Origin of the sequence: Halobacterium sp. GSL-19 (assembly GCF_016917855.1) — an archaeon.
GTDB lineage: Archaea > Halobacteriota > Halobacteria > Halobacteriales > Halobacteriaceae > Halobacterium > Halobacterium salinarum.
The window spans coordinates 395509-413326 of the sequence record NZ_CP070377.1 but is presented as its reverse complement, the minus strand read 5'-3'; the positions used below and the strand labels follow the sequence as shown (position 1 = coordinate 413326).

Sequence of the window (17818 nt, the reverse complement as noted above, 5' to 3'; positions counted from 1 at the left end):
CGTCGGGTTTGCAGGTCCTGCGAGCCGGTGGGCGCGTTTAAGACAGTTGGCCGTGTTGGACGGAGTGAACGCCGTCTTGGTTTCGACAGACGGTGCATCGACTACAATGACGAATCCAATCGACAAACACGCAAAAACGCTTGCGACCAGTTGGACGTTCATCATCGTCGTCGCCGCCATCGTTGGCGGCGTCGGCGGGGTTGCGCTCCAGTCGGGGTCCGACAGTGGCCCGGAGAACTCGGTCGCGGTCGTTAACATCGAATCGGCGATCACTGGTGGGACAGGCGACGCGGTAGCCAAGGAACTGCGATCGATCCGTGGAAACGACTCGATCGACGCGGTCGTGCTCCGGGTGTCCAGCCCGGGCGGCGCTGTCTCAGGCAGCGAGGTGCAGTACCGCGCGGTGAAACGGCTCGCACAGGAGAAGCCGGTCGTAACAAGCGTCCGGGGCCCGGCAGCCTCGGGGGGCTACTACACGATCGCGCCGACTGACAAGATCTACGTCACGCCGAGCTCGCTCGTTGGCAGCGTTGGCGTGATCAGTTCCGTGTCGGAGAACAACGGCGTCCCCTCGCGGTGGAAATCCGCGCCGGACAAAGGGACGACCGGCCCGGCTGACAAGGCTCGCGCGCGTGCCGCGACCTTCCGGCAGTCGTTCCTCGACGTGGTCATGAACGAGCGCGGCGACGACCTCACGGTCGACCGTGAGACGATCGGCCGGGCGCAGATCTACGCCGGCAACAAGGCCGTCGAGATCGGGCTCGCCGACGAGATCGGCGGCCTCGACGCGGCGATCGCGGACGCCGCCGACCGCGCGAGCGTGCAGAACTACGGCGTCGTGTATCGGAGCCCGGGCGGTCTCGGCGGGCTCCTCAGCATCATCGGCGGCAACTCCGATACGGGGGCGGCGAACGCCGTCTCGACGTCGGAGTTCTGTACCAACGAATACCTTGCATACGCTCCACAGGCGGGGCCTGACCTGGAGGTGATCCAAAATGCGTCCTGCTGATATGACATCTCGGATCGGCGCGTTCGTGCTCGTCGCGGTCATCGTTGCGGCGGCCATCGTGGGACCGGGCATGATCGCTGGCGGTAGCGGATCGTTCTCCGCGGGGGAGCTGTCGGTGCCGGGCCACGACTCGCCGAACATCGCCACGCAGCCCGTCGAGGAGGGGCAGATCGAGATGTCGGCGACAACCAGCGGGAAGGTCGTCGTCATCGACAAGGCCCACGGGAACGGCGTCGGCGAGTTCCAGCTGCGGCCACTGATCAACACGCTCACCGAGAACGGCCACGAGGTTCGGTTCTATCAGCCGGACCGCGGGCCGGGCGGCGAGCAACTGAACAAGACGCTTCGGGGCGCCGACGCGTTCGTTTCGCTGGCTCCCGATAACCGGTTCAAGCCGGCTGAGGCCGACGGCGTGTCGGCGTTCGTGGACGCCGGCGGTCGCGTGCTTGCGGCGGGCGAACCGGAGTCCGGCGGTGGCGGCGGACTGCTCGGGATCGGCGGGTTCGGTCGGTCCGGCCGGTCGGCGGCCGAGTTCACGCCGGTGTTGTCGCAGTACGGGCTGACGGTCGGCTCCGGGTACCTGTACGACACCACGGACAACGTGAACAACCACGCGAACATCGACGCCGCTCCGACCGGGAGTAGTGACCTCACCGCGGGTGTCGACAGCGTCGTCGTGCATCAGGCGGCACCGGTCACCGGCAACAACGTGTTGTTGCAGACCGACTCGGAGACGGAGCTGACGACCACCCGGGACGCCGACGCGTACGGCGTGCTGGCGCGGACCGGCAACATCGTGGCGCTCGGTGATTCGTCGGTGCTGGATCCGGACTGGACGTACGTCGCCGACAACGAAGTGCTGGTGGGCAACCTCGCGGACTACCTGGTGACGGGTGACCGCGGGCGGATGCCGGCGCCGAGCGAGTAAGCCTACGAGTCGGTGCGGTTCGCTGTGCGGTGTTCTTTGTGGCGGGGAGCCGACACCGGAGGCGCCGTCTGTGACTGCGTTCTCGGTGGCGTTTAATGGGGTGGGTGTGACGACACGTGCATGAACAAGTGGCAACGGCGCACCGCCGCCTACTCGCTCGGCCTGCTGGGGTTGATGGCGGCGTTCGCTGTGGGCTACTACTACGGGATGCGGCTGTTCGAGGGCGACCCGAAGACGTTCGTGCATTCGTTCCGGGTGGTGGTGGAGACGTTCACGACGACGGGGTATGGATCCGATGCGCCGTGGGCGACCCCGGAGATGAACGTGTTCGTGGCGGTCATGGACCTCACCGGGGTCGCGTTGATCTTCATGGCGCTGCCGGCGTTCGTGTTCCCGCTCATGGAGGACGCGTTCGCGACGACGGTGCCACAGACGGTGGTCGACGACTACAGCGATCACGTGGTCGTGTGCACGTACACGTCTCGGGCGGGCGCGCTCGTGGCCGATCTCGAATCCCGGGACGTGGCGTACGTGATCGTCGAACCCGACCGCGAGCAGGCGATCGAGCTCTACGAGGACGGGGTCGACGTTGTGCACGCCGATCCGGAGTCGGTGTCGGGGCTGCGTGGCGCTGGCCTGGCGTCGGCGCGCGCACTCGTGGCCGACGTGTCCGACCGCGTCGACGCCAGCATCGTGCTCGCTGCCCGGGAGGCCAACGAGGACGTACCGATCGTGAGCGTCGTGGAGGATCCCGACCGCATTCCCTACCATCGCCTCGCGGGGGCTGACGACGTGCTGTCCCCGCGGCCGCTGCTGGGGCGGAGTCTCGCGTCCAAGGTGACGATGTCGGTGTCGATGGACGCGGCGGACGCCGTCGAGATCCGGGACGGCTTCGAGATGGCGGAGTTCCCGGTGCATCCGGGCAGTGAGCTACAGGGGACGACGCTCGCGCGGAGCGGGATCCGCGAGCGAACGGGTGTGAACGTCGTGGGTGCGTGGTTCAACGGCGAGTTCGAAACCCCGCCGGACCCCGAGACGCGGCTCACTGACGGCACCGTGCTGTTGGTGACCGGGCGGAAAGACCAACTGGAGGCGCTCATGGAGATCACGCAGTCGGAGTTTCGGCGCTTCGAGCGCGGGGAGACGCTCGTAATCGGGTACGGCCACGTCGGCAAGTCGATCGCCGACGAGTTGGATACCGCCGGGGTGCCACACACCGTCGTGGATGCCAGCGCGGACGTTGATGGCGTCGATGTGGTGGGGAACGCGGTGGAGCCGGAGACGCTGCGTGCGGCGGGCATCGAGGACGCGCGGTCGGTGATTCTGGCGCTGCCCGACGACACGCTCACCGAGTTCGCGACGCTGGTGATCCGCGATCTGAGCCCGGCAACGGAGGTGATCGCGCGGGTCGAGGAGTCCGGCAGCATTCAGAAGATGTACCGTGCGGGCGCGGACTACGTGCTGTCGTTGGCGGCTGTCACGGGCCGCATGATCGCGTCGACGGTCATCGACGGCGAGGACGTGCTGGCGCTTGACCGCCAGATCGAGGTGGTCCGGACCGCAGCACCCGGGCTCGTGGGGACGCGCATCGGTGACGCGTTGGTGCGAACCCGAACCGGCTGCACGGTCGTGGCGATCAACCGGGACGGTGCGCTCATCACTGAGGTCGGCCCGAACAGTCGCGTCCGGGACGGGGACAAGCTGGTGGTGGCTGGCACCACCGAGGGCATCCGAGCGTTCACCGACGCGTTCGTGTGACCCCGGTAGGGCGGTCGACGAGCGGGTGATCGTGCGCGACAGCGTGGCGACCCCAGGCGCGCCGTCGGTGATGCGTTTATCAGTCCGCCGCCCATGAGTGCGTGTATCATGGGCACAGACAGAGTGGGCACCAACAGCGGGGGGTGTCGCGCGTGACGCTCGAAGACAGGCTCCCGGACTGGGTGCGGCGGAGCTACGTCCGGAAGTTCAGCGTGCTTGCGGCCGTCTTGATCGTTAGCATCGTCGTCACCGGTGTCGTCACGCAGACCGCGGTCTCCAATCAACTCACCGACCAACAACAGGCAACGCTGCTGACGAACGCCGACCAGGAGGCGGGGTCACTAGAGCAGTGGGTGCAATCCCAGCGCTCGACGGTCCGCACGCTCTCGAAACACCGCGGCCTGACCGCCGACAGCAACGCCGCGGTTCGCCAAACGCTCGCCACGGAGCGGGAGTTCCTCCCGCCGGAGGTCGCACACCTCCACTACGTCGGCCGGCAGAACGGCAGCATACGCGCCAGCACCGACCGGCAACTCGAGGGCGCGGGCATCGCCGCCACGAACATCGTCTGGCCACAGGAGCAGGCGTTCTCGGAGGTCTCGTTTGAGACGCCCGACGCGGTCGTTCAGACCTGGATGTACACCGACGACGGCACGCCGTCGGTCGCCTACGCGTCCCCGGTCCCCGAGGAAGACGCGTTGCTCATCGCGGTGGTTCGGACCAGCGAGCGCGCACAGCGGTTCACGAGCGCGATCAACGGCACCAAAACCACGGCGGTCGGCGACACCACCGGGGACGTGTTGTTCGACCGCAACGAGTCGGCGTTCCTCACGCAGTACCAGAGCATCGGCGGCAGTGGGGTCATCGAAACCATCGAATCCCAGGACCGTGGCACGGTCGTCACCGAGGACACGATCATCGCGTTCGCGGCCGTCCAGGACGACGCCACCAACTGGGTTGTCGTCAAGGAGACACCCAAATCGGACGCGCTGGCCATCGCGAACAACGTGCAAACGAACATCTGGGTGCTGTTGGGGCTGACCCTCATCGGTCTCGTCGGCTTCGTCGCGGTGGTCCGGGCGGGCTTGATCGGCTCGCTGCGCGAGATCACCACTCAGACGGCCGCGATCGCCGACGGGAACCTCGACCAGGAGATCCAGGACAACGGCCGCATCGACGAGATCGGTCGGGTTCGGTCGGGGTTCCGCGACATCAAATCGTACCTTCAAACCGTCGAAGGGCAGGCCATCGCGCTCTCCCAACAGGACTTCGACAACGACGTGCTCGACGACGAGGTGCCCGGAACCCTCGGGGAGTCGCTCACGGCGATGCAGACGGACCTGGAGACGTTCATCGAAGACCTCACCGATGCCCGCGAGGAGGCCGAGCGCTCGCAGCGAGACGCCGAGCAGTCCCGCGAGGAGGCCCAGGCGCTTGCCGATTCGCTGGAGCGCCAGGCCGAACGCTTCAGCACGCAGATGCAGCAGGCGGCCGACGGCGACCTCACACAGCGCCTCGATACGGACGTCGACCGCGAGTCGCTGGCGCAGATCGCCACGGCGTTCAACGACATGCTCGTGCAGCTGGAAGCCCTCGTCGACCGGATCCAAGCCACGGCCAACGCCGTCGACGACAGAACGCACGCGATGTCCGCATCAACCGACGAGATCGAACAGTCCAGTATGTCGGTGGCGAAAAGCATCGAGCAGATCTCCGCCGGCGCGGAGAACCAAAACGAGAAGCTGACCGCTGCCGCCGGCGAAATGACGGACCTCTCGGCGACCGTCGAGGAGATCGCGTCCTCCTCGAACAACGTCGCCCAGCAGGCCGAGGACGCGGCGGCGATGGGCCAGGACGGACAGGCAGCCGCGACGGACGCCATCGCGGAGATGGACGCCATCGAATCCAAGGCCACGCAGACCGTCGAAGAGATGCAGTCCCTCCAGGAGGAGGTCGGCCGGATCAGCGACATCGTCACAATGATCGACGATATCGCGTCCCAGACGGACATGCTCGCGATCAACGCGTCCATCGAGGCCGAGAACGCGAGCACCAGCGGGGACGGGTTCGCAGTGGTCGCCGACGAGGTCAAATCCCTCGCCGAGGACACTGCGACCGCAACCGACGAAGTCGAATCACTGATCGCGGAGGTCGAGGCATCGACGAGCGCGCTCGCCGAGGACATGTACGAGATGCGCGACCGCGTCGGCGACGGACAGGACACCATCACGGACACCGCCGCGCTGCTGGAGGACATCGTCGATCGCGTCGAAGACGCCAACGCGGGCATCCAGTCGATCAACGACGCGACCGAAGACCAAGCGGCGTCCGTCCAGGAAGCCACACGCATGGTCGAGGAGGTCGCCAGCGTGAGCGATCAGACGGCCGGCGAAGCCAGCAACGTCTCGGCCGCCGCCGAAGAGCAGACCAGCGCCATCCAGGAGATCTCCCAGAGCGCGCAGTCACTGCAAACCCAGGCCACGGAGCTCCTGGATCGAGCCGAACAGTTCGACACCTCGTAAGCGGCGGCGGGCGTGCGCCCCGTCCCTATGGGGGGTCACGCTCCCCACCGCGGTTGGATCGCGACCACGGCGTCTCCGAGGCGGGCCCGCCGTTCCGTCCCGACCGGTGCGATGCGGGATCGCCCCGACACAGGGCGATCCCGAGAGGTCACTGCACAGAGGGGTCTCACGCCCAGTGGAGGCGATAGAGCAGATAGCCGCTGGCGCCGGTCACGAGTATCCCGACGGCAGCGAAAGCCACGGCAGCCAAGCCAGTGGTGTGGAACGCCAGCTGTACCGCTTGGAGGCCAACGAGAACCGTGAAGACGGCCAGCACCGTCCAGAAAACGGTCGAGACGAGGGACAGCCCCGCGTCTGCCACCCCCTGTCTGACGGCGCGCCGAACGCCGGCTTCGGTGAGATCATCGGAAGTTCCCATGTGAAGGGCCAGACTCGCGATCCACTAAAACTCCCCTGGTGAAGTTCTCGGTGACTCACATTTTCACCCAGTGGTAGACCGGACGAGTCGCCGTCCGGGGGGCACGGAGACGCCGAGTTGTCGCACGAGCAGTGCACTTGGCTCGTCGAGCGCCCACAGGACACTCTAAACGAGTCTGGAAGTTATGTACAGAACCCAGAGCAGCCCGTAGGCTCCCTTCGAGCTGCTACTTGCTCGCCCCTTCTGTAGAGCACGACGTGGCCCTCGCCATCGGCCCTAGTTTGAGGACTGGCGGCTGGACCCCCTAGATAGAACATCTGATCGAGATAAAGTTCAGAAGTATATTTAAATATGTTATTTTAACCTTCCCTACGATATAGCAATCTTATGACCGAACGTACTGATCCAAATCAACACGAGAACAGTCCCAACACCCACACATTTAATCAGGTTATAAACGAGGAGAGAAATATATTGAGAAATCAGTATGAAATGATGCAGCACATCGACGATAGAGCACTACGTATTACCAGAACCTCCGCGGTTTTATTGGGAATTACGTTTACTGGGCTTAGCCTTCTCCTGGAACCCTCTTCGGACGGGCCCTATCTTATAGCCCCAAAAATATCTACCGTCGCAGTCTACGTAGGCTGTATTGGACTAATATCTCTCACCTTCTCATTGATAATTGGAATTGTAACTACACAGTACTCCCAGCCGATTTACGGAATTGGGGAGCGTATACGGCATGGTCTAAGTGAGCGGCGGAATGCTTGGAAGGCCACTTCTGAGCTATCGGACGAGTACGACGATGCTATTTCGGTTATGCAGACTCGCTTGGAGAGAAATCGGAATTTGCTTTGGAGTGTTCAAATCCTCTTTATTCTGGGTCTCGTTTGTCTGTTAATCGGGTCAGGGATCGTAATTTCGGACGCTGTATAAATAGGGGCAAGTCAATCACCTCAACCGTCACCTCTATACGAAGAGCCGTTGTACCAATTAGTAGGACAATGAGTAACCACCACAACCACGGAAGCTCCGGCGATCGCTCAGGCTGCGATGAGTCCGGAAAATTCGTAGAGGGAAGCCGTGGCCCGCTGGGTAGCGCATACGAAGCCCTGCGTAGTCGCGTCTCTGACCTTTAGCTGTTAACTTTTGATTTCTCTCTCGTGTGGCGGTTTTTGAGGGCGTTAACACAAACAAGCGTTTTCACGCGCTCAGAATTCGATTCCGAGATATGCACACGAGACCGCAAACCTCGTGTGCATAATTCGGCACTCGCAGTCTCAACGAGCTGGTCGAGGCCGACGTGACTGGGCAGATCGGGGCGAATCCCGGCCGTTTCACCCCATCCAGTAACTCAAAATCACACCCACGTCTCGCTAGTGTGTACGAGTCTAGCCTCGCGCTCCTGAGTTGGACGCGCTTCAGGAAGGAATCGAGTGGGCGCTGCAGGATTTGAACCCGCGGCATCTTGGTCCGAAGCCAAGTGCTCTGTCCAAGCTGAGCTAAGCGCCCTGCATCCCACGGTATTCGGGGGGGACGTTTAAGCCCAGTGATTCGGGGACGGATGCGGTGTGGCTGGGGCAGTGGTTTCGCTCGGTTTTTGTGGGCTCCACTCGCGGATACGACGCATGGGGACGGGCGTGGAGACCGGGCGCGGGCTGGTTGAGTTGGCGCGGCCAGTGAACACGCTGGCGGCGGGGGCGTTGACGTTCATCGGGGCGTTCGTTGCGGGCGGTGCCGTCGGGCGGCCGGCGGCGACCGGCGCTGCGGTGGGGGCGACCTGGCTGGCGACGGCGGGCGGGAACGCGATCAACGATTACTTCGACCGCGAGGTCGACCGGATCAACGATCCCGACCGCGCGATCCCCCGGGGTGCGGTGTCGCCGCGGGGGGCGCTGGCGTACAGCGTCGTGTTGTTCGTGGGGGCGGCCGCGTTGGCGGCGACGCTGCCGGTGCTTGCGGTCTGCATCGCGGCACTGAACCTCGCCGGGTTGCTGACGTACACGCAGTATTTGAAGGGACGGCCGGGTGCGGGAAACGCGCTGGTGGCGTACCTCGGCGGCAGCACGTTCGTGTTCGGGGCGGCGGCGGTCGGCAGTCCGCTTGCGGGCGGTGTGTTGGCGGCGTTGGCGGCGCTGTCGACGTTCGCCCGCGAGGTCATCAAGGACGTCGAGGACCTGGCTGGTGATCGGGCGGCGGGCTTGCGGACGCTGCCGGTGGTGGTGGGGCACCAGCGCGCGCTGGCAGTCAGTGCGGTGTTCGTCGTGGGCGCAGCGGCGGCGAGTCCGGTGCCGTATCTCGTGGGCGTGTTCGGGTGGTGGTATCTGGTGGCCGTGTGTCCGGGCGTGGTCGTGATGGTGGTGGCGGCAGCCCGGAGTTACACGGACCCAGCCGCCGGTCAGCGGCTGTTGAAGCGCGGACAGTTGCTCGCCGCGGCGGCGTTCGTCGTCGGGCGTCTTGTCACGCCATAACAGCCTAATCAAAAGGAATATAACCGCCACAGGACACAGTAGACGCAGGCAAGAACGGGGGAGCTGGGTGGCCTGTGGGGCCGCCCCTGACTACCGTTGGGAGGTGATGATACTATGTACGAGTTAGGCGCCGCGTTCTCCGGCGTCGACGTGTCGGAGGGGACAAACCTCCTTGTGGAGGGACCAGCGATGAGTGGGAAGCGCGATCTCGGGTTCCGGGTGCTTGCGGCCGGAACCGACGCCGGCGAGAGCGCGCTTGTCGTCTCGACCAAGGATAGTGCCAACCGCGTGATCGATGCCTTCGATGGCGTCGGCGACGCCGAGACTGCGACGCTCGGCGTCGTCGATTGTGTGACAAAACAACAAGGGATGGGGGGTGAGCGGCGCGACGCGGAGTTGGTGCGGTACGCGTCCTCGCCGAACGATCTGACCGGGATCGGGATCGAGCTGTCGGAGCTGTTACAGCGCCTCTACGAGCAACGCGACAGCACCCGCAATCGGATCCTGCTGCATTCGTTGTCGACGTTGTTGATGTACTCCGACCTGCAGACCGTGTTCCGGTTCCTGCACGTGTTCACCGGGCGCGTGCAGTCCGCGGACGCCCTGGGGCTGTTCACCGTTGACGGGGCGGCTCACGACGCCAAGACCGTGAGCACGCTCAAGCAGTTGTTCGACGGTGTGATCACCATCCAGGAGCACGACGGCGGGTTTCGGGCGCGGGTACTGGGCGTCGGTGACGACACGTCGTGGCGGGAGCTATAGGTTTATCGGCGCGGTAGCCGTACGCCGGTGGAATGGCAGGCAACACCGACAGCGAGCGCAGGACAGTCCTGGACGCCGAAACGATCGCGGTCGTCGGGTGTTCGGCGACGCCCGGGAAACCCGCCCACGAGGTGCCCGCGTATCTCGACGCGCACGGCTACACGGTGGTGCCGGTCAACCCGTACGCCGAGCGCGTGCTCGGGCATGCGGCGGCCGACTCGCTCGCCGAGATCGACCAGCGGGTCGATGTCGTGGACGTGTTCCGGCCCCGCGAGGAGGTGCCGGGGATCGTCGACGCTGCGATCGCGCGCGACGACGTCGGCGCCGTCTGGCTGCAGGTCGGCATCCAGCACGCCGACGCCGAGGAGCGCGCCGCGGCGGCCGGCCTTCGGGTGGTGTCGAACAGCTGTATCAAAGTCGACCACCAGCGCCTGGTGGCACCGTAGGGGGCGGCGTCAGCCCTCCCACTCCTCGTAGTCGCCGTAGAGCCCCTTCGAGAGGTAGCGCTCGCTTGAGTCCGGGAACACAGTGACCACACAGTCGTGTGGGAGGTCGATGTGTCCGGCGGCGGCGCGCTCGGCGACATCGATGGCGGCGAGACTGTTCGCGGCGGCGCTGGACGCGACCAGTTGGGCTTCCTCGGCGGCGAGGCGCTGCATTTCGGCGTGCGTGTCCTCGTCGGGGATCTGGGTGACGTCGTCGACGAACTCGGGGTCGAACAGCTCGCTGGTCGACGGGTCGTGGGTGCCGATGCCCTCGGTCTTGTACTCGCCTTCGGAGACGTCGGCCCCGGCGGCCGAGGCGTACATCGACCCTTCCGGTTCGACGGCCGTGACGTGCAGCGCCGAGATCTGGTCGCGGAGGAACCGGCTGGTGCCCATCAGGGTGCCGGCCGTGCCACAGCCGGCGACGAACGCGCCGACAGCACCGTCGAGCGCGTGGTAGATCTCGGGGCCGGTGGTCTCGTAGTGGGCTTCGGCGTTCAGGGGGTTGGAGAACTGCTGGGGGACGATGGCGTCCTCGCGCTCGGCGGCGAGGTCGTGGGCGCGCTGGATCGCGCCACCCATGCCGTCGTCGGTGGGCGTGTTGACCACGTCCGCGCCGAGCGCGCGCATCAGCTGTTGTTTTTCGAGACTGAACCGCTCCGGCACGACGAAGACGGCGTCGATGCCGAGTTGGCTGGCGGCCACCGCGAACCCGACGCCGGTGTTGCCGGCGGTCGGCTCGATGATGGTGCCGCCCTCGGGGAGCTCGCCGGAGGCGAGCATCTGTTCGATCATGTACGTGCCGATGCGGTCTTTGATGCTGGCCCCGGGGTTGAACGATTCCAGTTTCGCGTACACGGGGACGTCGTCGGGCGCGGCCTGCACGCGCACGAGCGGCGTTTCACCGACGGTGTCCAGCACCGAGTCAAGGGGTCTGTCGTGGGTCGTCATCTGTACGGGGGTTTCTGGCTGTGGCGTTTAGTCGTTGGCATCCGGGTCCGGGTTGCCGGCGTCGTCCTGGGGCGAGTCCGTGGCTGGGGCGACCGCCGCGACGTCGATGTCGTGCTCGGCGGCGATGGCGTCGATGATCGCGCGCTGCTCGGTGAGTTCCGTTTCGAGGGCTGCAACCCGGTCGTTGGTCTCCTCGACCGTGCCGGTGAGGTCGCTGACTTGCTGGCGGAGTTGTTCGAAGCGCTCGTAGAGGTTGTCCGCGAGGTCGGTGACTTTTTGGAGTTTCTTCGCGGTTGAACCGAATCCCATACAGCCGATTAACAGCCCCTGTGGGTTGATCGTTTCCCCTCCGACGGCCACGCTCGGGAGGGGGCAGCGAGGGAGTCCGCGTACGCCTCGACGGCCGCGTCCCAGGCCTCGCCGCCCGCCCGGCAGGCCGCGTCGAGTTCGGCCAGCCGGGCCGCATCGTACTCCGAAACGAGACACTGCATCGCGTAGACGGTGGATTCCTCCGGCGGCGCGCCGTCGTCCTCGGCGGCCGCCCGCCGAACGAGCCGACGCACCGTCTCGGGGCTCTGGTCCATCGTGATACCCGAGCCGGGAATCGTCTTCGCCATCTTCGGGTAGCCGTCGAGCCCCGGAACCATGCGCGTGAACAGCCCCTCGAAGGCGGCGTCGACGGGCGCGTCGGCGAGCTGGTGTTCGTTCGCCCGGACGAGCGCGTGCTCGTCGACGCCCAGCACGAACACCGTCTGGTCGTAGTCGTCGGCCAGCGTCGGGTGGACGAAGTCCGCGAGACAGAGCAGGCTCGCCGCGTCGCCCCCGAAGTCGGTCGTCGTCGCCTCGTCGGTGGGGCCGTCGCGGTCGCGCTCGTACGCGGCCTGGAGTTCCGCGACCCACTCGGTCGGCTCCGCGTCGACGTCGATGCTGGCGTCCGGGTCGAAGTAGGGTGCCAGCCGGAGCGCCGTCTGCATCACGCCGGTGGCGTCGTACTGCGTCCGGACGCGGCCGCCGTACCCGATGCCGTCGAGGAACACCCGGTAGTCGTCGGCGAGGTCCCGGACGACGTCGAGGTCGCGGCCGCCCGTGGCGACCTTCTCGTAGTCGGCGAGCAGGAACTCCGCGTCGAAGCCCGCCTCGTGCAGGCGCTTCACGGCGAACATCTGGGCGACGGTGCCGACGTGCGGCGGCCCCGTCAGCCCGGCGCTCGCCACGAACAGCGTCTCCCTGTCGGCCACCTCGCGGAGCGCGTCCTCGTCGGTCGTCGCAGCGAACGCACGGTCGACGACTCCGGCGTTCACGTCGCCGATGTCGACGGTCGGGCGGTCGTAGTCGAACGCCTCGCGGAGGGTCTCGTAGTGGTTCGGTAGCGCGGACATACTCGGGGACACGACGGACCTCGATAAAGTGCTAACGCGAGACGCGGTAGCAAGTGTCATTTACTCGAACCCGAAAGGCCCTTAAGAACGACCCGGGTAGGATGAGATGGACTAGGCCGGGCGGTTTGGCTCCGCCCGACACCCGTGAGACAGTCATCAGCGGGGGCCGAACACCGGGCGCGTCCGACCGCCGCGGTCGGGCCCCGGAAGCCAACGTGGAAGCCTCGTCCGTCGGGGACGGCGGTCCGCGGCGTGCGCCCGCAGGGGCGTTCCGTCGTGGTTCGACGGTGGCAACCCGCCAGGCACGGAAGTGAGCAGCGGACCACCGAACGCCCGTCGCTCGACGGGTCGCGGGGTGGAGAAGGCGACCGGGACTACCCGGCCGGGAACGCCGGGCTACCCCGACTGTCCACTCATTCATACCGAATTCGGAGCCGAACAGCGACGGCTCCCGGTCGCCGGGAACAGCGGGCGGATTTATTATCCGTGGCGTGGCAGGCGTTGCTATGTACGATCGAGTGTGCCTCGCAACGAACGGCGGCGTGGCGTCCGAGAACGCGGAGACGCACGCGCTCAACCTCGCGGCGGCGATGGACGCGACGCTGCACGCGGTGTACGTCGTCGACGAGGCGGTGACCACGGCGTACAGCGGCGACGAGTACGTCGACACCGCCGAGGGGCCGGCCCACGGCCTGACTGAGTACGGCAACAGTGTCTTGGGTGCGCTGGCCGAGCGCGCCGACGCCGCGGGCGTCACCATCGAGACGGCGGTGTTGTACGGCAGCCCGGCCGACGAGATCGTGACTGTCGCCGACGAGGTCGACGCGGACATCGTGATCCTGGGGACGAAGCGGCGCTCGGACGAGTACCGGTCGCTGCTCGGGAGCGTGACTGATCGCGTGTTGCGCGTGACCGACCGGTCAACGACCGTGGTGAAAACGAACGTGGGCGACGAGGACGCCCCGTAGCCGCGGGCCAGCGTGTTAGTGGTAGACGGCGGTGTTGCCCCGCACGTCCACGACGGTCGCGCCGACGCGGTCGGCGAGATCGGCGGCGAGCCCTGCCGTGTCGTCGCCGCCACGGGCCGCCCGGAGGAACTTCACTTTCACAACGTCGCGGTCGTCGAGTTGGTCGGCAAGCTCTTCGACAACGGACTCGATGCCGGCCTTCCCAACCCAGACAGTAACGTCGGCCTCGTGGGCTTTCGTCGCCAGATCGTCTGACATTCGTGTGCGTGCTTGCGCCCCGGGCTGTTTGAACCTTGTTGCATGGGTCAGCCGGTGTACGGGTATCGTGCGTGCGTGCCGCAGTCACAGGTCACGACGACGTGGCCGCTGCGGGTGCGAACGCGGGCGTTGCGCCCTGGGACCAGGACGGCGTCGCAGTCGTCACAGGTGAACCGGCGGAACGCCGGTGGGAGTGTGAGGCGGTTGCGTTCGGCGAGTCGGCGGGCGAGCCGGACGTACTCGCGGGCGCGATCGTCGTCGCCGGTGCGGGCCGCCGCCCGCGCGAGCGTGTGGAGGCGGTCGATGCGCTCGGCCGCGATGGACGCCATACTGGAGGTCGACGACGCCCGCTGAAGACAGTTCCGGTAGGGTTATCGGCGGCGGCGTACGTCCACCGGATGATGCGAGCGCTGAACTACCTCGAAGCGGCGGAGGCCCTTCGCGGCGGGATGGTGACCGCGACGAACCAGCAGCGGGCCGCCCTCGAAACGACCGACGTTGAGGTAGTTGAAACGCCGTGGCGGGCCGGCGATCCGGTGCGTTCGATCGGCTCGCTGGCGGCTGGCGGGTCGTGTTTCACGGCGTTCGACGTGGCGCACTGTAACCTCGTGGGACCGGGAAGCGTCGCGGTCGCGCGCCACGCGCGGCGCACCGACACGCCGCTGGTGTTGCACGCACACCTCACTCGCGAGGACTTCGCGCAGTCGTTCCGGGGGTCGAGCACGATCGCGCCCGCCCTCGAACCGTACCTGCGGTGGTTTTACTCGCAGGCCGACCTCGTGTTGTGCCCGAGCGAGTACACGAAAGACGTGCTCCGGGCGTACCCCGTCGACGCCCCGATTCGACAGCTCTCGAACGGCGTGGACCTCGAGAGCATGCAGGGGTATGAGTCGTTCCGGGCGGACACCCGGGCGCGGTTCGATCTCGACGGAACCGTGGTGTACGCCGTCGGTGAGGTGTTCGAGCGCAAGGGGTTGACGATGTTCTGCGAGTTGGCGAAAGCCACCGACCACGAGTTCGCGTGGTTTGGCCCCTACGACGAGGGGCCACAGGCCGGCGCGGCCACGCGGAAGTGGGTGGCCGACCCCCCGGCGAACGTGACGTTCACGGGCTACATGGAGGACAAGCGCGCGGCGTTCGGCGCGGGCGACATCTACCTGTTCCCGGCGAAAGTGGAGAACCAGGGGATCGCCGTCCTGGAGGCGATGGCGTGTGGGAAGCCGGTGGTCCTCCGGGACATCCCGGTGTTCCGGGAGTTCTTCACCGACGGGGAGGACTGTCTCATGTGTTCGACGTTCGAAGCGTTCCGCGACGCCATCGACCGCCTCGCCGGCGACCCCGAGTTGCGGACGCGGCTGGGCGAGAACGCGCGGGAGACCGCGGAATCACACAGCCTCGATCGCATCGGCGAGGAGCTCGCCAGCATCTACGAGTGCCTGCGTGACGGCGACGTGGCGTCGGCCGTCGCGGCCACGGAGGGGTAGTGTGTCCGGACGGCTGCCGACCGTTGCGGCGTTCACGGACTCCTACCTGCCGACGGTCAACGGCGTGACGTACACGGTGTCTGCGTGGCACACCGAGTACGAGGCGCGAGGCGGCCGGATGCCCGTGGTTTATCCGGCGTCGGACCACGAGCCGGCCGAGACCGAGCACCCGGTCGCGAGCCTGGCGTTCCCGTTCTACGACGGCTATCGGATGGCGTTCCCGAGCCCGCCCGACGCCGTCGCGGGGGCCGACGTCGTGCACGCGCACACGCCGTTCGGACTGGGGCTCGCGGCCGTCCGGCTCGCCCGCCGCAACGACGCGCCGCTGGTTGCGACCTACCACACGCCCACCGCGGAGTACGCCGAGTACGTGGGGCCGGACGCCGTGACTGGGGCGGTGCGGCGGGCCAGCGAGCGATACGAGCGGTGGTTCCTGTCGCGTGCCGACCTCGTGTTGACGCCGAGCGAGCGCACCCGCAGGGAGGTCCGGGCGCTCGGCGTGGACACGCCCGTGGAGGCGATGCCCAACGGCGTGGACACGGACCGCTTCCAGCCGACCGATCCCACCGCGTTCCTGGCGGCACACGATCTGCCCGCCGACGAGCCGTTGATCGGGTACACTGGCCGCCACGGCTACGAGAAGCGACTCGGGGACCTGCTCGCGGCCGCCGCGGGCGTCGACGCCACGGTGGTGTTCGGCGGCGACGGACCCGCCCGCGACGACCTCGAAGCCGAGGCCGACGCCCGCGGCGTCGACGCGCGCTTCCTGGGGTTCCTGGATCGCGAGGAGATGCCGGCGTTCTACTCGGCGCTGGACGTGTTCGCGTTTCCGAGCCCCATCGAGACGGAAGGACTGGTCGCCCTGGAAGCCAACGCCTGTGGCACGCCGGTTGCGGGCGTGGACGCGGGCGCGCTCTCCGAGACGATCATCGACGGGACGACCGGCTACCACTACGACGCCGGCGACATCCCCGGGTTTCGGCGTGCGATACGGCGCGCGCTCGACGATCGTGACACACTCGCTGAGAACTGTGTGGCGCGCAGACCCGACATCAGCGTGGGGCGCGCCATCGACCGGCTCGCGGCCCGCTACCGCGAGTTGCTCGGTTAGTCTTCGAGCGCGTTCGCGATGCGGTCGAGCTTGTTGTTCGTGCGCTCCAGTTCCTTGCGCAGCATCTCCAGTTCGCGTTCGGCCGTCTCGCTGGTGCCGCCGCCGGACTCATCGCCGCCGGGGCCGCCACCCATGCCGGGCGGGCCGCCACCGCCGCCCCCCATCATGCCGCCCATCATCTGCGCGAACGGGTTGCCGCCGCCACCACCGCCGCCGCCCATGCCGGGCGGGCCGCCACCGCCGCCCATCGCGTCGGCCATGCGCTCGCGGGGGTCCTCGCCGTCGCCCTCGTCGCGCTCTTCGGCTCGCTCCTCACGGATCTCCTCGACGCGCTCGCGGAAGGACTTCTCCTCGCCGTCGTCCTCGGCGGCGTCGTCTACTGGTTGGTCGTCGTCTGCCATGCAGGGTGGTTTGCCGCCCGCATTGAAAAAAGCCGGCTTCCCGGACGCGCCTAGAACGCGGTGAGACTGGCCTGGCGGTCGCGGTCGTCGGCGCCGGGCGTGATCTCGTGGCCGACGAGCGCGCGCATGTCGACGCCGTAGGTCGTTTCCCGCCGGTCGAGGACGAGCAGGCGGCCTTTGGTTGCGCGGACCGTGCCGGTGAGCATCGTCTCCGCGACGGGGCGGCTGTCGACATCGAGGCCGTAGTCGAAGTCGAACTCGTCGATGGGGTCGAAGTCGGACACGAGGTCGCGCCACGCGGTCCGGTCGAGGGTGGCACCGAGCCCCCGGCGTTTGGTGGGAACGCGCACCCGGTCGGTGATGCGGTCCGCGATGCCGGCCTCGATGCGGCGGGCGCGCCGCCCGTCGGCGACCGTGTGGACGTGTGCGGCGCGGTCCGCGCCCTGCTCGCGGAGGCGGGTGTCGAGGCGCCAGGAGCGGGTCACGCCCACTTTGAACACGTCCGGTGCGAACGCCGCGAGGTAGACGGCGTGTTCCTCCTCGCAGGCGTCCAGTGGTTTGTCGCAGTCGCCCGTGCAGCGCGCGCACGGCCAGACCGACGTGTGCGCGTCGCAGTACGGCGCGTCGGGGCGCTGGCAAGGCTGGTGGCCGTCGTCGCCGCGGTCGACGCCGGCGCAGTGGCGGTCGGCAAGCGAGTACGCCAGCTCGGTGGTGGGGGCCAGCGTGATGTGGTCGATGGTCCCCGCGTCGGCGACGCGAAGCGCGGCGGGTCCTTCGCCTGGCGCGGTTTCGTACCCGACAATTTGCACGCACTCGGGTACGCCGGCCCTGAATAAAGCGGTGGCGCTGTCACGGGGTCGCTGTACGGACGGCGGTCCGCATCGAAGCGCCACACAGGCTGGTGCGT

General features: G+C 67.1%; 18 protein-coding genes, 1 tRNA gene and 1 other RNA gene. 11 read left to right on the top strand and 9 right to left on the bottom strand.

All coding sequences use genetic code 11. The features are described from left to right. Window positions 1–106: 106 nt before the first annotated feature. From JT689_RS03865 to JT689_RS03850, 4 genes are all read left to right on the top strand, one after another. Window positions 107–1009, top strand: coding sequence for a S49 family peptidase (locus JT689_RS03865; RefSeq protein ID WP_205251576.1), 903 nt, complete (start codon window positions 107–109; stop codon window positions 1007–1009). A gap of 1 nt (window position 1010) precedes the next feature. Continuing rightward, a complete protein-coding gene (locus JT689_RS03860; RefSeq protein WP_229373397.1) occupies window positions 1011–1937 on the top strand; it encodes a hypothetical protein in 927 nt (308 codons plus the stop codon). A gap of 120 nt (window positions 1938–2057) precedes the next feature. Further along, window positions 2058–3695: an NAD-binding protein gene (locus tag JT689_RS03855; RefSeq protein ID WP_205251575.1), complete on the top strand. Its 1638-nt coding sequence runs from the start codon at window positions 2058–2060 to the stop codon at window positions 3693–3695. A gap of 152 nt (window positions 3696–3847) precedes the next feature. Further along, a complete protein-coding gene (locus tag JT689_RS03850) occupies window positions 3848–6217 on the top strand; it encodes a methyl-accepting chemotaxis protein (protein WP_229373395.1) in 2370 nt (789 codons plus the stop codon). Window positions 6218–6383: 166 nt separating this feature from the next. On the opposite strand, the gene JT689_RS03845 is transcribed toward JT689_RS03850, so the two are convergent. Both JT689_RS03845 and JT689_RS03840 read right to left on the bottom strand, forming a co-directional pair. Next, the gene (locus JT689_RS03845; RefSeq protein ID WP_205251574.1) at window positions 6384–6635 is read right to left on the bottom strand and encodes a hypothetical protein; all 252 of its coding nucleotides are present in this window, start codon (window positions 6633–6635) and stop codon (window positions 6384–6386) included. Window positions 6636–8078: 1443 nt separating this feature from the next. Continuing rightward, window positions 8079–8153 (bottom strand) — tRNA-Arg (locus JT689_RS03840). A gap of 116 nt (window positions 8154–8269) precedes the next feature. On the opposite strand from JT689_RS03840, the gene JT689_RS03835 reads away from it, so the two are divergent. From JT689_RS03835 to JT689_RS03825, 3 genes are all read left to right on the top strand, one after another. Then, on the top strand, window positions 8270–9112 hold the full coding sequence (locus JT689_RS03835) for a geranylgeranylglycerol-phosphate geranylgeranyltransferase (RefSeq protein WP_010902414.1): 843 nt from the start codon (window positions 8270–8272) through the stop codon (window positions 9110–9112). 114 nt (window positions 9113–9226) lie between these two features. After that, window positions 9227–9874 (top strand): hypothetical protein, encoded by a 648-nt coding sequence (locus JT689_RS03830; RefSeq protein ID WP_010902413.1) that lies wholly within the window; start codon window positions 9227–9229, stop codon window positions 9872–9874. 32 nt (window positions 9875–9906) lie between these two features. Further along, a complete protein-coding gene (locus JT689_RS03825; protein WP_205251573.1) occupies window positions 9907–10320 on the top strand; it encodes a CoA-binding protein in 414 nt (137 codons plus the stop codon). A gap of 9 nt (window positions 10321–10329) precedes the next feature. Here JT689_RS03825 and JT689_RS03820 read toward each other — a convergent pair whose 3' ends face one another. Genes JT689_RS03820 through JT689_RS03810 form a run of 3 tightly spaced genes read right to left on the bottom strand, consistent with a single transcriptional unit; the run spans window position 10330 to window position 12689 of the window. Then, window positions 10330–11310, bottom strand: coding sequence for a PLP-dependent cysteine synthase family protein (locus JT689_RS03820; RefSeq protein ID WP_012289191.1), 981 nt, complete (start codon window positions 11308–11310; stop codon window positions 10330–10332). 27 nt (window positions 11311–11337) lie between these two features. After that, window positions 11338–11619 (bottom strand): DUF5798 family protein, encoded by a 282-nt coding sequence (locus tag JT689_RS03815; RefSeq protein ID WP_010902410.1) that lies wholly within the window; start codon window positions 11617–11619, stop codon window positions 11338–11340. An 8-nt stretch (window positions 11620–11627) separates the two neighbouring features. Continuing rightward, a complete protein-coding gene (locus tag JT689_RS03810; protein ID WP_205251572.1) occupies window positions 11628–12689 on the bottom strand; it encodes a hypothetical protein in 1062 nt (353 codons plus the stop codon). 104 nt (window positions 12690–12793) lie between these two features. Between JT689_RS03810 and ffs the strand changes: the two genes are divergently transcribed. Continuing rightward, window positions 12794–13104, top strand: an RNA gene (gene ffs, locus JT689_RS03805) — signal recognition particle sRNA. A gap of 91 nt (window positions 13105–13195) precedes the next feature. Next, window positions 13196–13657 (top strand): universal stress protein, encoded by a 462-nt coding sequence (locus JT689_RS03800; protein ID WP_205251571.1) that lies wholly within the window; start codon window positions 13196–13198, stop codon window positions 13655–13657. A gap of 15 nt (window positions 13658–13672) precedes the next feature. On the opposite strand, the gene JT689_RS03795 is transcribed toward JT689_RS03800, so the two are convergent. Together JT689_RS03795 and JT689_RS03790 are read right to left on the bottom strand one after the other, a co-directional pair. Then, window positions 13673–13915 (bottom strand): YhbY family RNA-binding protein, encoded by a 243-nt coding sequence (locus tag JT689_RS03795; protein ID WP_010902408.1) that lies wholly within the window; start codon window positions 13913–13915, stop codon window positions 13673–13675. A 47-nt stretch (window positions 13916–13962) separates the two neighbouring features. Further along, on the bottom strand, window positions 13963–14244 hold the full coding sequence (locus tag JT689_RS03790) for a ribonuclease P protein component 4 (protein WP_010902407.1): 282 nt from the start codon (window positions 14242–14244) through the stop codon (window positions 13963–13965). Between the two features lie 21 nt (window positions 14245–14265). On the opposite strand from JT689_RS03790, the gene JT689_RS03785 reads away from it, so the two are divergent. Together JT689_RS03785 and JT689_RS03780 are read left to right on the top strand one after the other, a co-directional pair. Continuing rightward, window positions 14266–15399 carry a glycosyltransferase family 4 protein gene (locus tag JT689_RS03785; RefSeq protein WP_267875147.1) on the top strand — a complete coding sequence of 378 codons (1134 nt, stop codon included), beginning with the start codon at window positions 14266–14268 and terminating at the stop codon, window positions 15397–15399. Window position 15400: 1 nt separating this feature from the next. After that, window positions 15401–16510 (top strand): glycosyltransferase, encoded by a 1110-nt coding sequence (locus JT689_RS03780; protein WP_205251569.1) that lies wholly within the window; start codon window positions 15401–15403, stop codon window positions 16508–16510. Here JT689_RS03780 and JT689_RS03775 read toward each other — a convergent pair. After that, window positions 16507–16911 (bottom strand): hypothetical protein, encoded by a 405-nt coding sequence (locus JT689_RS03775; protein WP_205251568.1) that lies wholly within the window; start codon window positions 16909–16911, stop codon window positions 16507–16509. The two genes, JT689_RS03780 and JT689_RS03775, sit on opposite strands and share 4 nt — an antisense overlap. A gap of 50 nt (window positions 16912–16961) precedes the next feature. After that, on the bottom strand, window positions 16962–17720 hold the full coding sequence (locus JT689_RS03770; RefSeq protein WP_205251567.1) for a DUF2797 domain-containing protein: 759 nt from the start codon (window positions 17718–17720) through the stop codon (window positions 16962–16964). Window positions 17721–17818: the final 98 nt, after the last annotated feature.

What these genes read in the sequence shown, in the direction of transcription:
- JT689_RS03815 (WP_010902410.1), bottom strand. Translation starts at nt 11,619, where the DNA reads ATGGGATTCGGTTCAACCGCGAAGAAACTCCAAAAAGTCACCGACCTC.
- JT689_RS03825 (WP_205251573.1), top strand. Translation starts at nt 9,907, where the DNA reads ATGGCAGGCAACACCGACAGCGAGCGCAGGACAGTCCTGGACGCCGAA.
- JT689_RS03855 (WP_205251575.1), top strand. Translation starts at nt 2,058, where the DNA reads ATGAACAAGTGGCAACGGCGCACCGCCGCCTACTCGCTCGGCCTGCTG.
- JT689_RS03820 (WP_012289191.1), bottom strand. Translation starts at nt 11,310, where the DNA reads ATGACGACCCACGACAGACCCCTTGACTCGGTGCTGGACACCGTCGGT.
- JT689_RS03835 (WP_010902414.1), top strand. Translation starts at nt 8,270, where the DNA reads ATGGGGACGGGCGTGGAGACCGGGCGCGGGCTGGTTGAGTTGGCGCGG.
- JT689_RS03865 (WP_205251576.1), top strand. Translation starts at nt 107, where the DNA reads ATGACGAATCCAATCGACAAACACGCAAAAACGCTTGCGACCAGTTGG.
- JT689_RS03830 (WP_010902413.1), top strand. Translation starts at nt 9,227, where the DNA reads ATGTACGAGTTAGGCGCCGCGTTCTCCGGCGTCGACGTGTCGGAGGGG.
- JT689_RS03860 (WP_229373397.1), top strand. Translation starts at nt 1,011, where the DNA reads ATGACATCTCGGATCGGCGCGTTCGTGCTCGTCGCGGTCATCGTTGCG.
- JT689_RS03775 (WP_205251568.1), bottom strand. Translation starts at nt 16,911, where the DNA reads ATGGCAGACGACGACCAACCAGTAGACGACGCCGCCGAGGACGACGGC.
- JT689_RS03800 (WP_205251571.1), top strand. Translation starts at nt 13,196, where the DNA reads ATGTACGATCGAGTGTGCCTCGCAACGAACGGCGGCGTGGCGTCCGAG.
- JT689_RS03790 (WP_010902407.1), bottom strand. Translation starts at nt 14,244, where the DNA reads ATGGCGTCCATCGCGGCCGAGCGCATCGACCGCCTCCACACGCTCGCG.
- JT689_RS03795 (WP_010902408.1), bottom strand. Translation starts at nt 13,915, where the DNA reads ATGTCAGACGATCTGGCGACGAAAGCCCACGAGGCCGACGTTACTGTC.
- JT689_RS03810 (WP_205251572.1), bottom strand. Translation starts at nt 12,689, where the DNA reads ATGTCCGCGCTACCGAACCACTACGAGACCCTCCGCGAGGCGTTCGAC.
- JT689_RS03845 (WP_205251574.1), bottom strand. Translation starts at nt 6,635, where the DNA reads ATGGGAACTTCCGATGATCTCACCGAAGCCGGCGTTCGGCGCGCCGTC.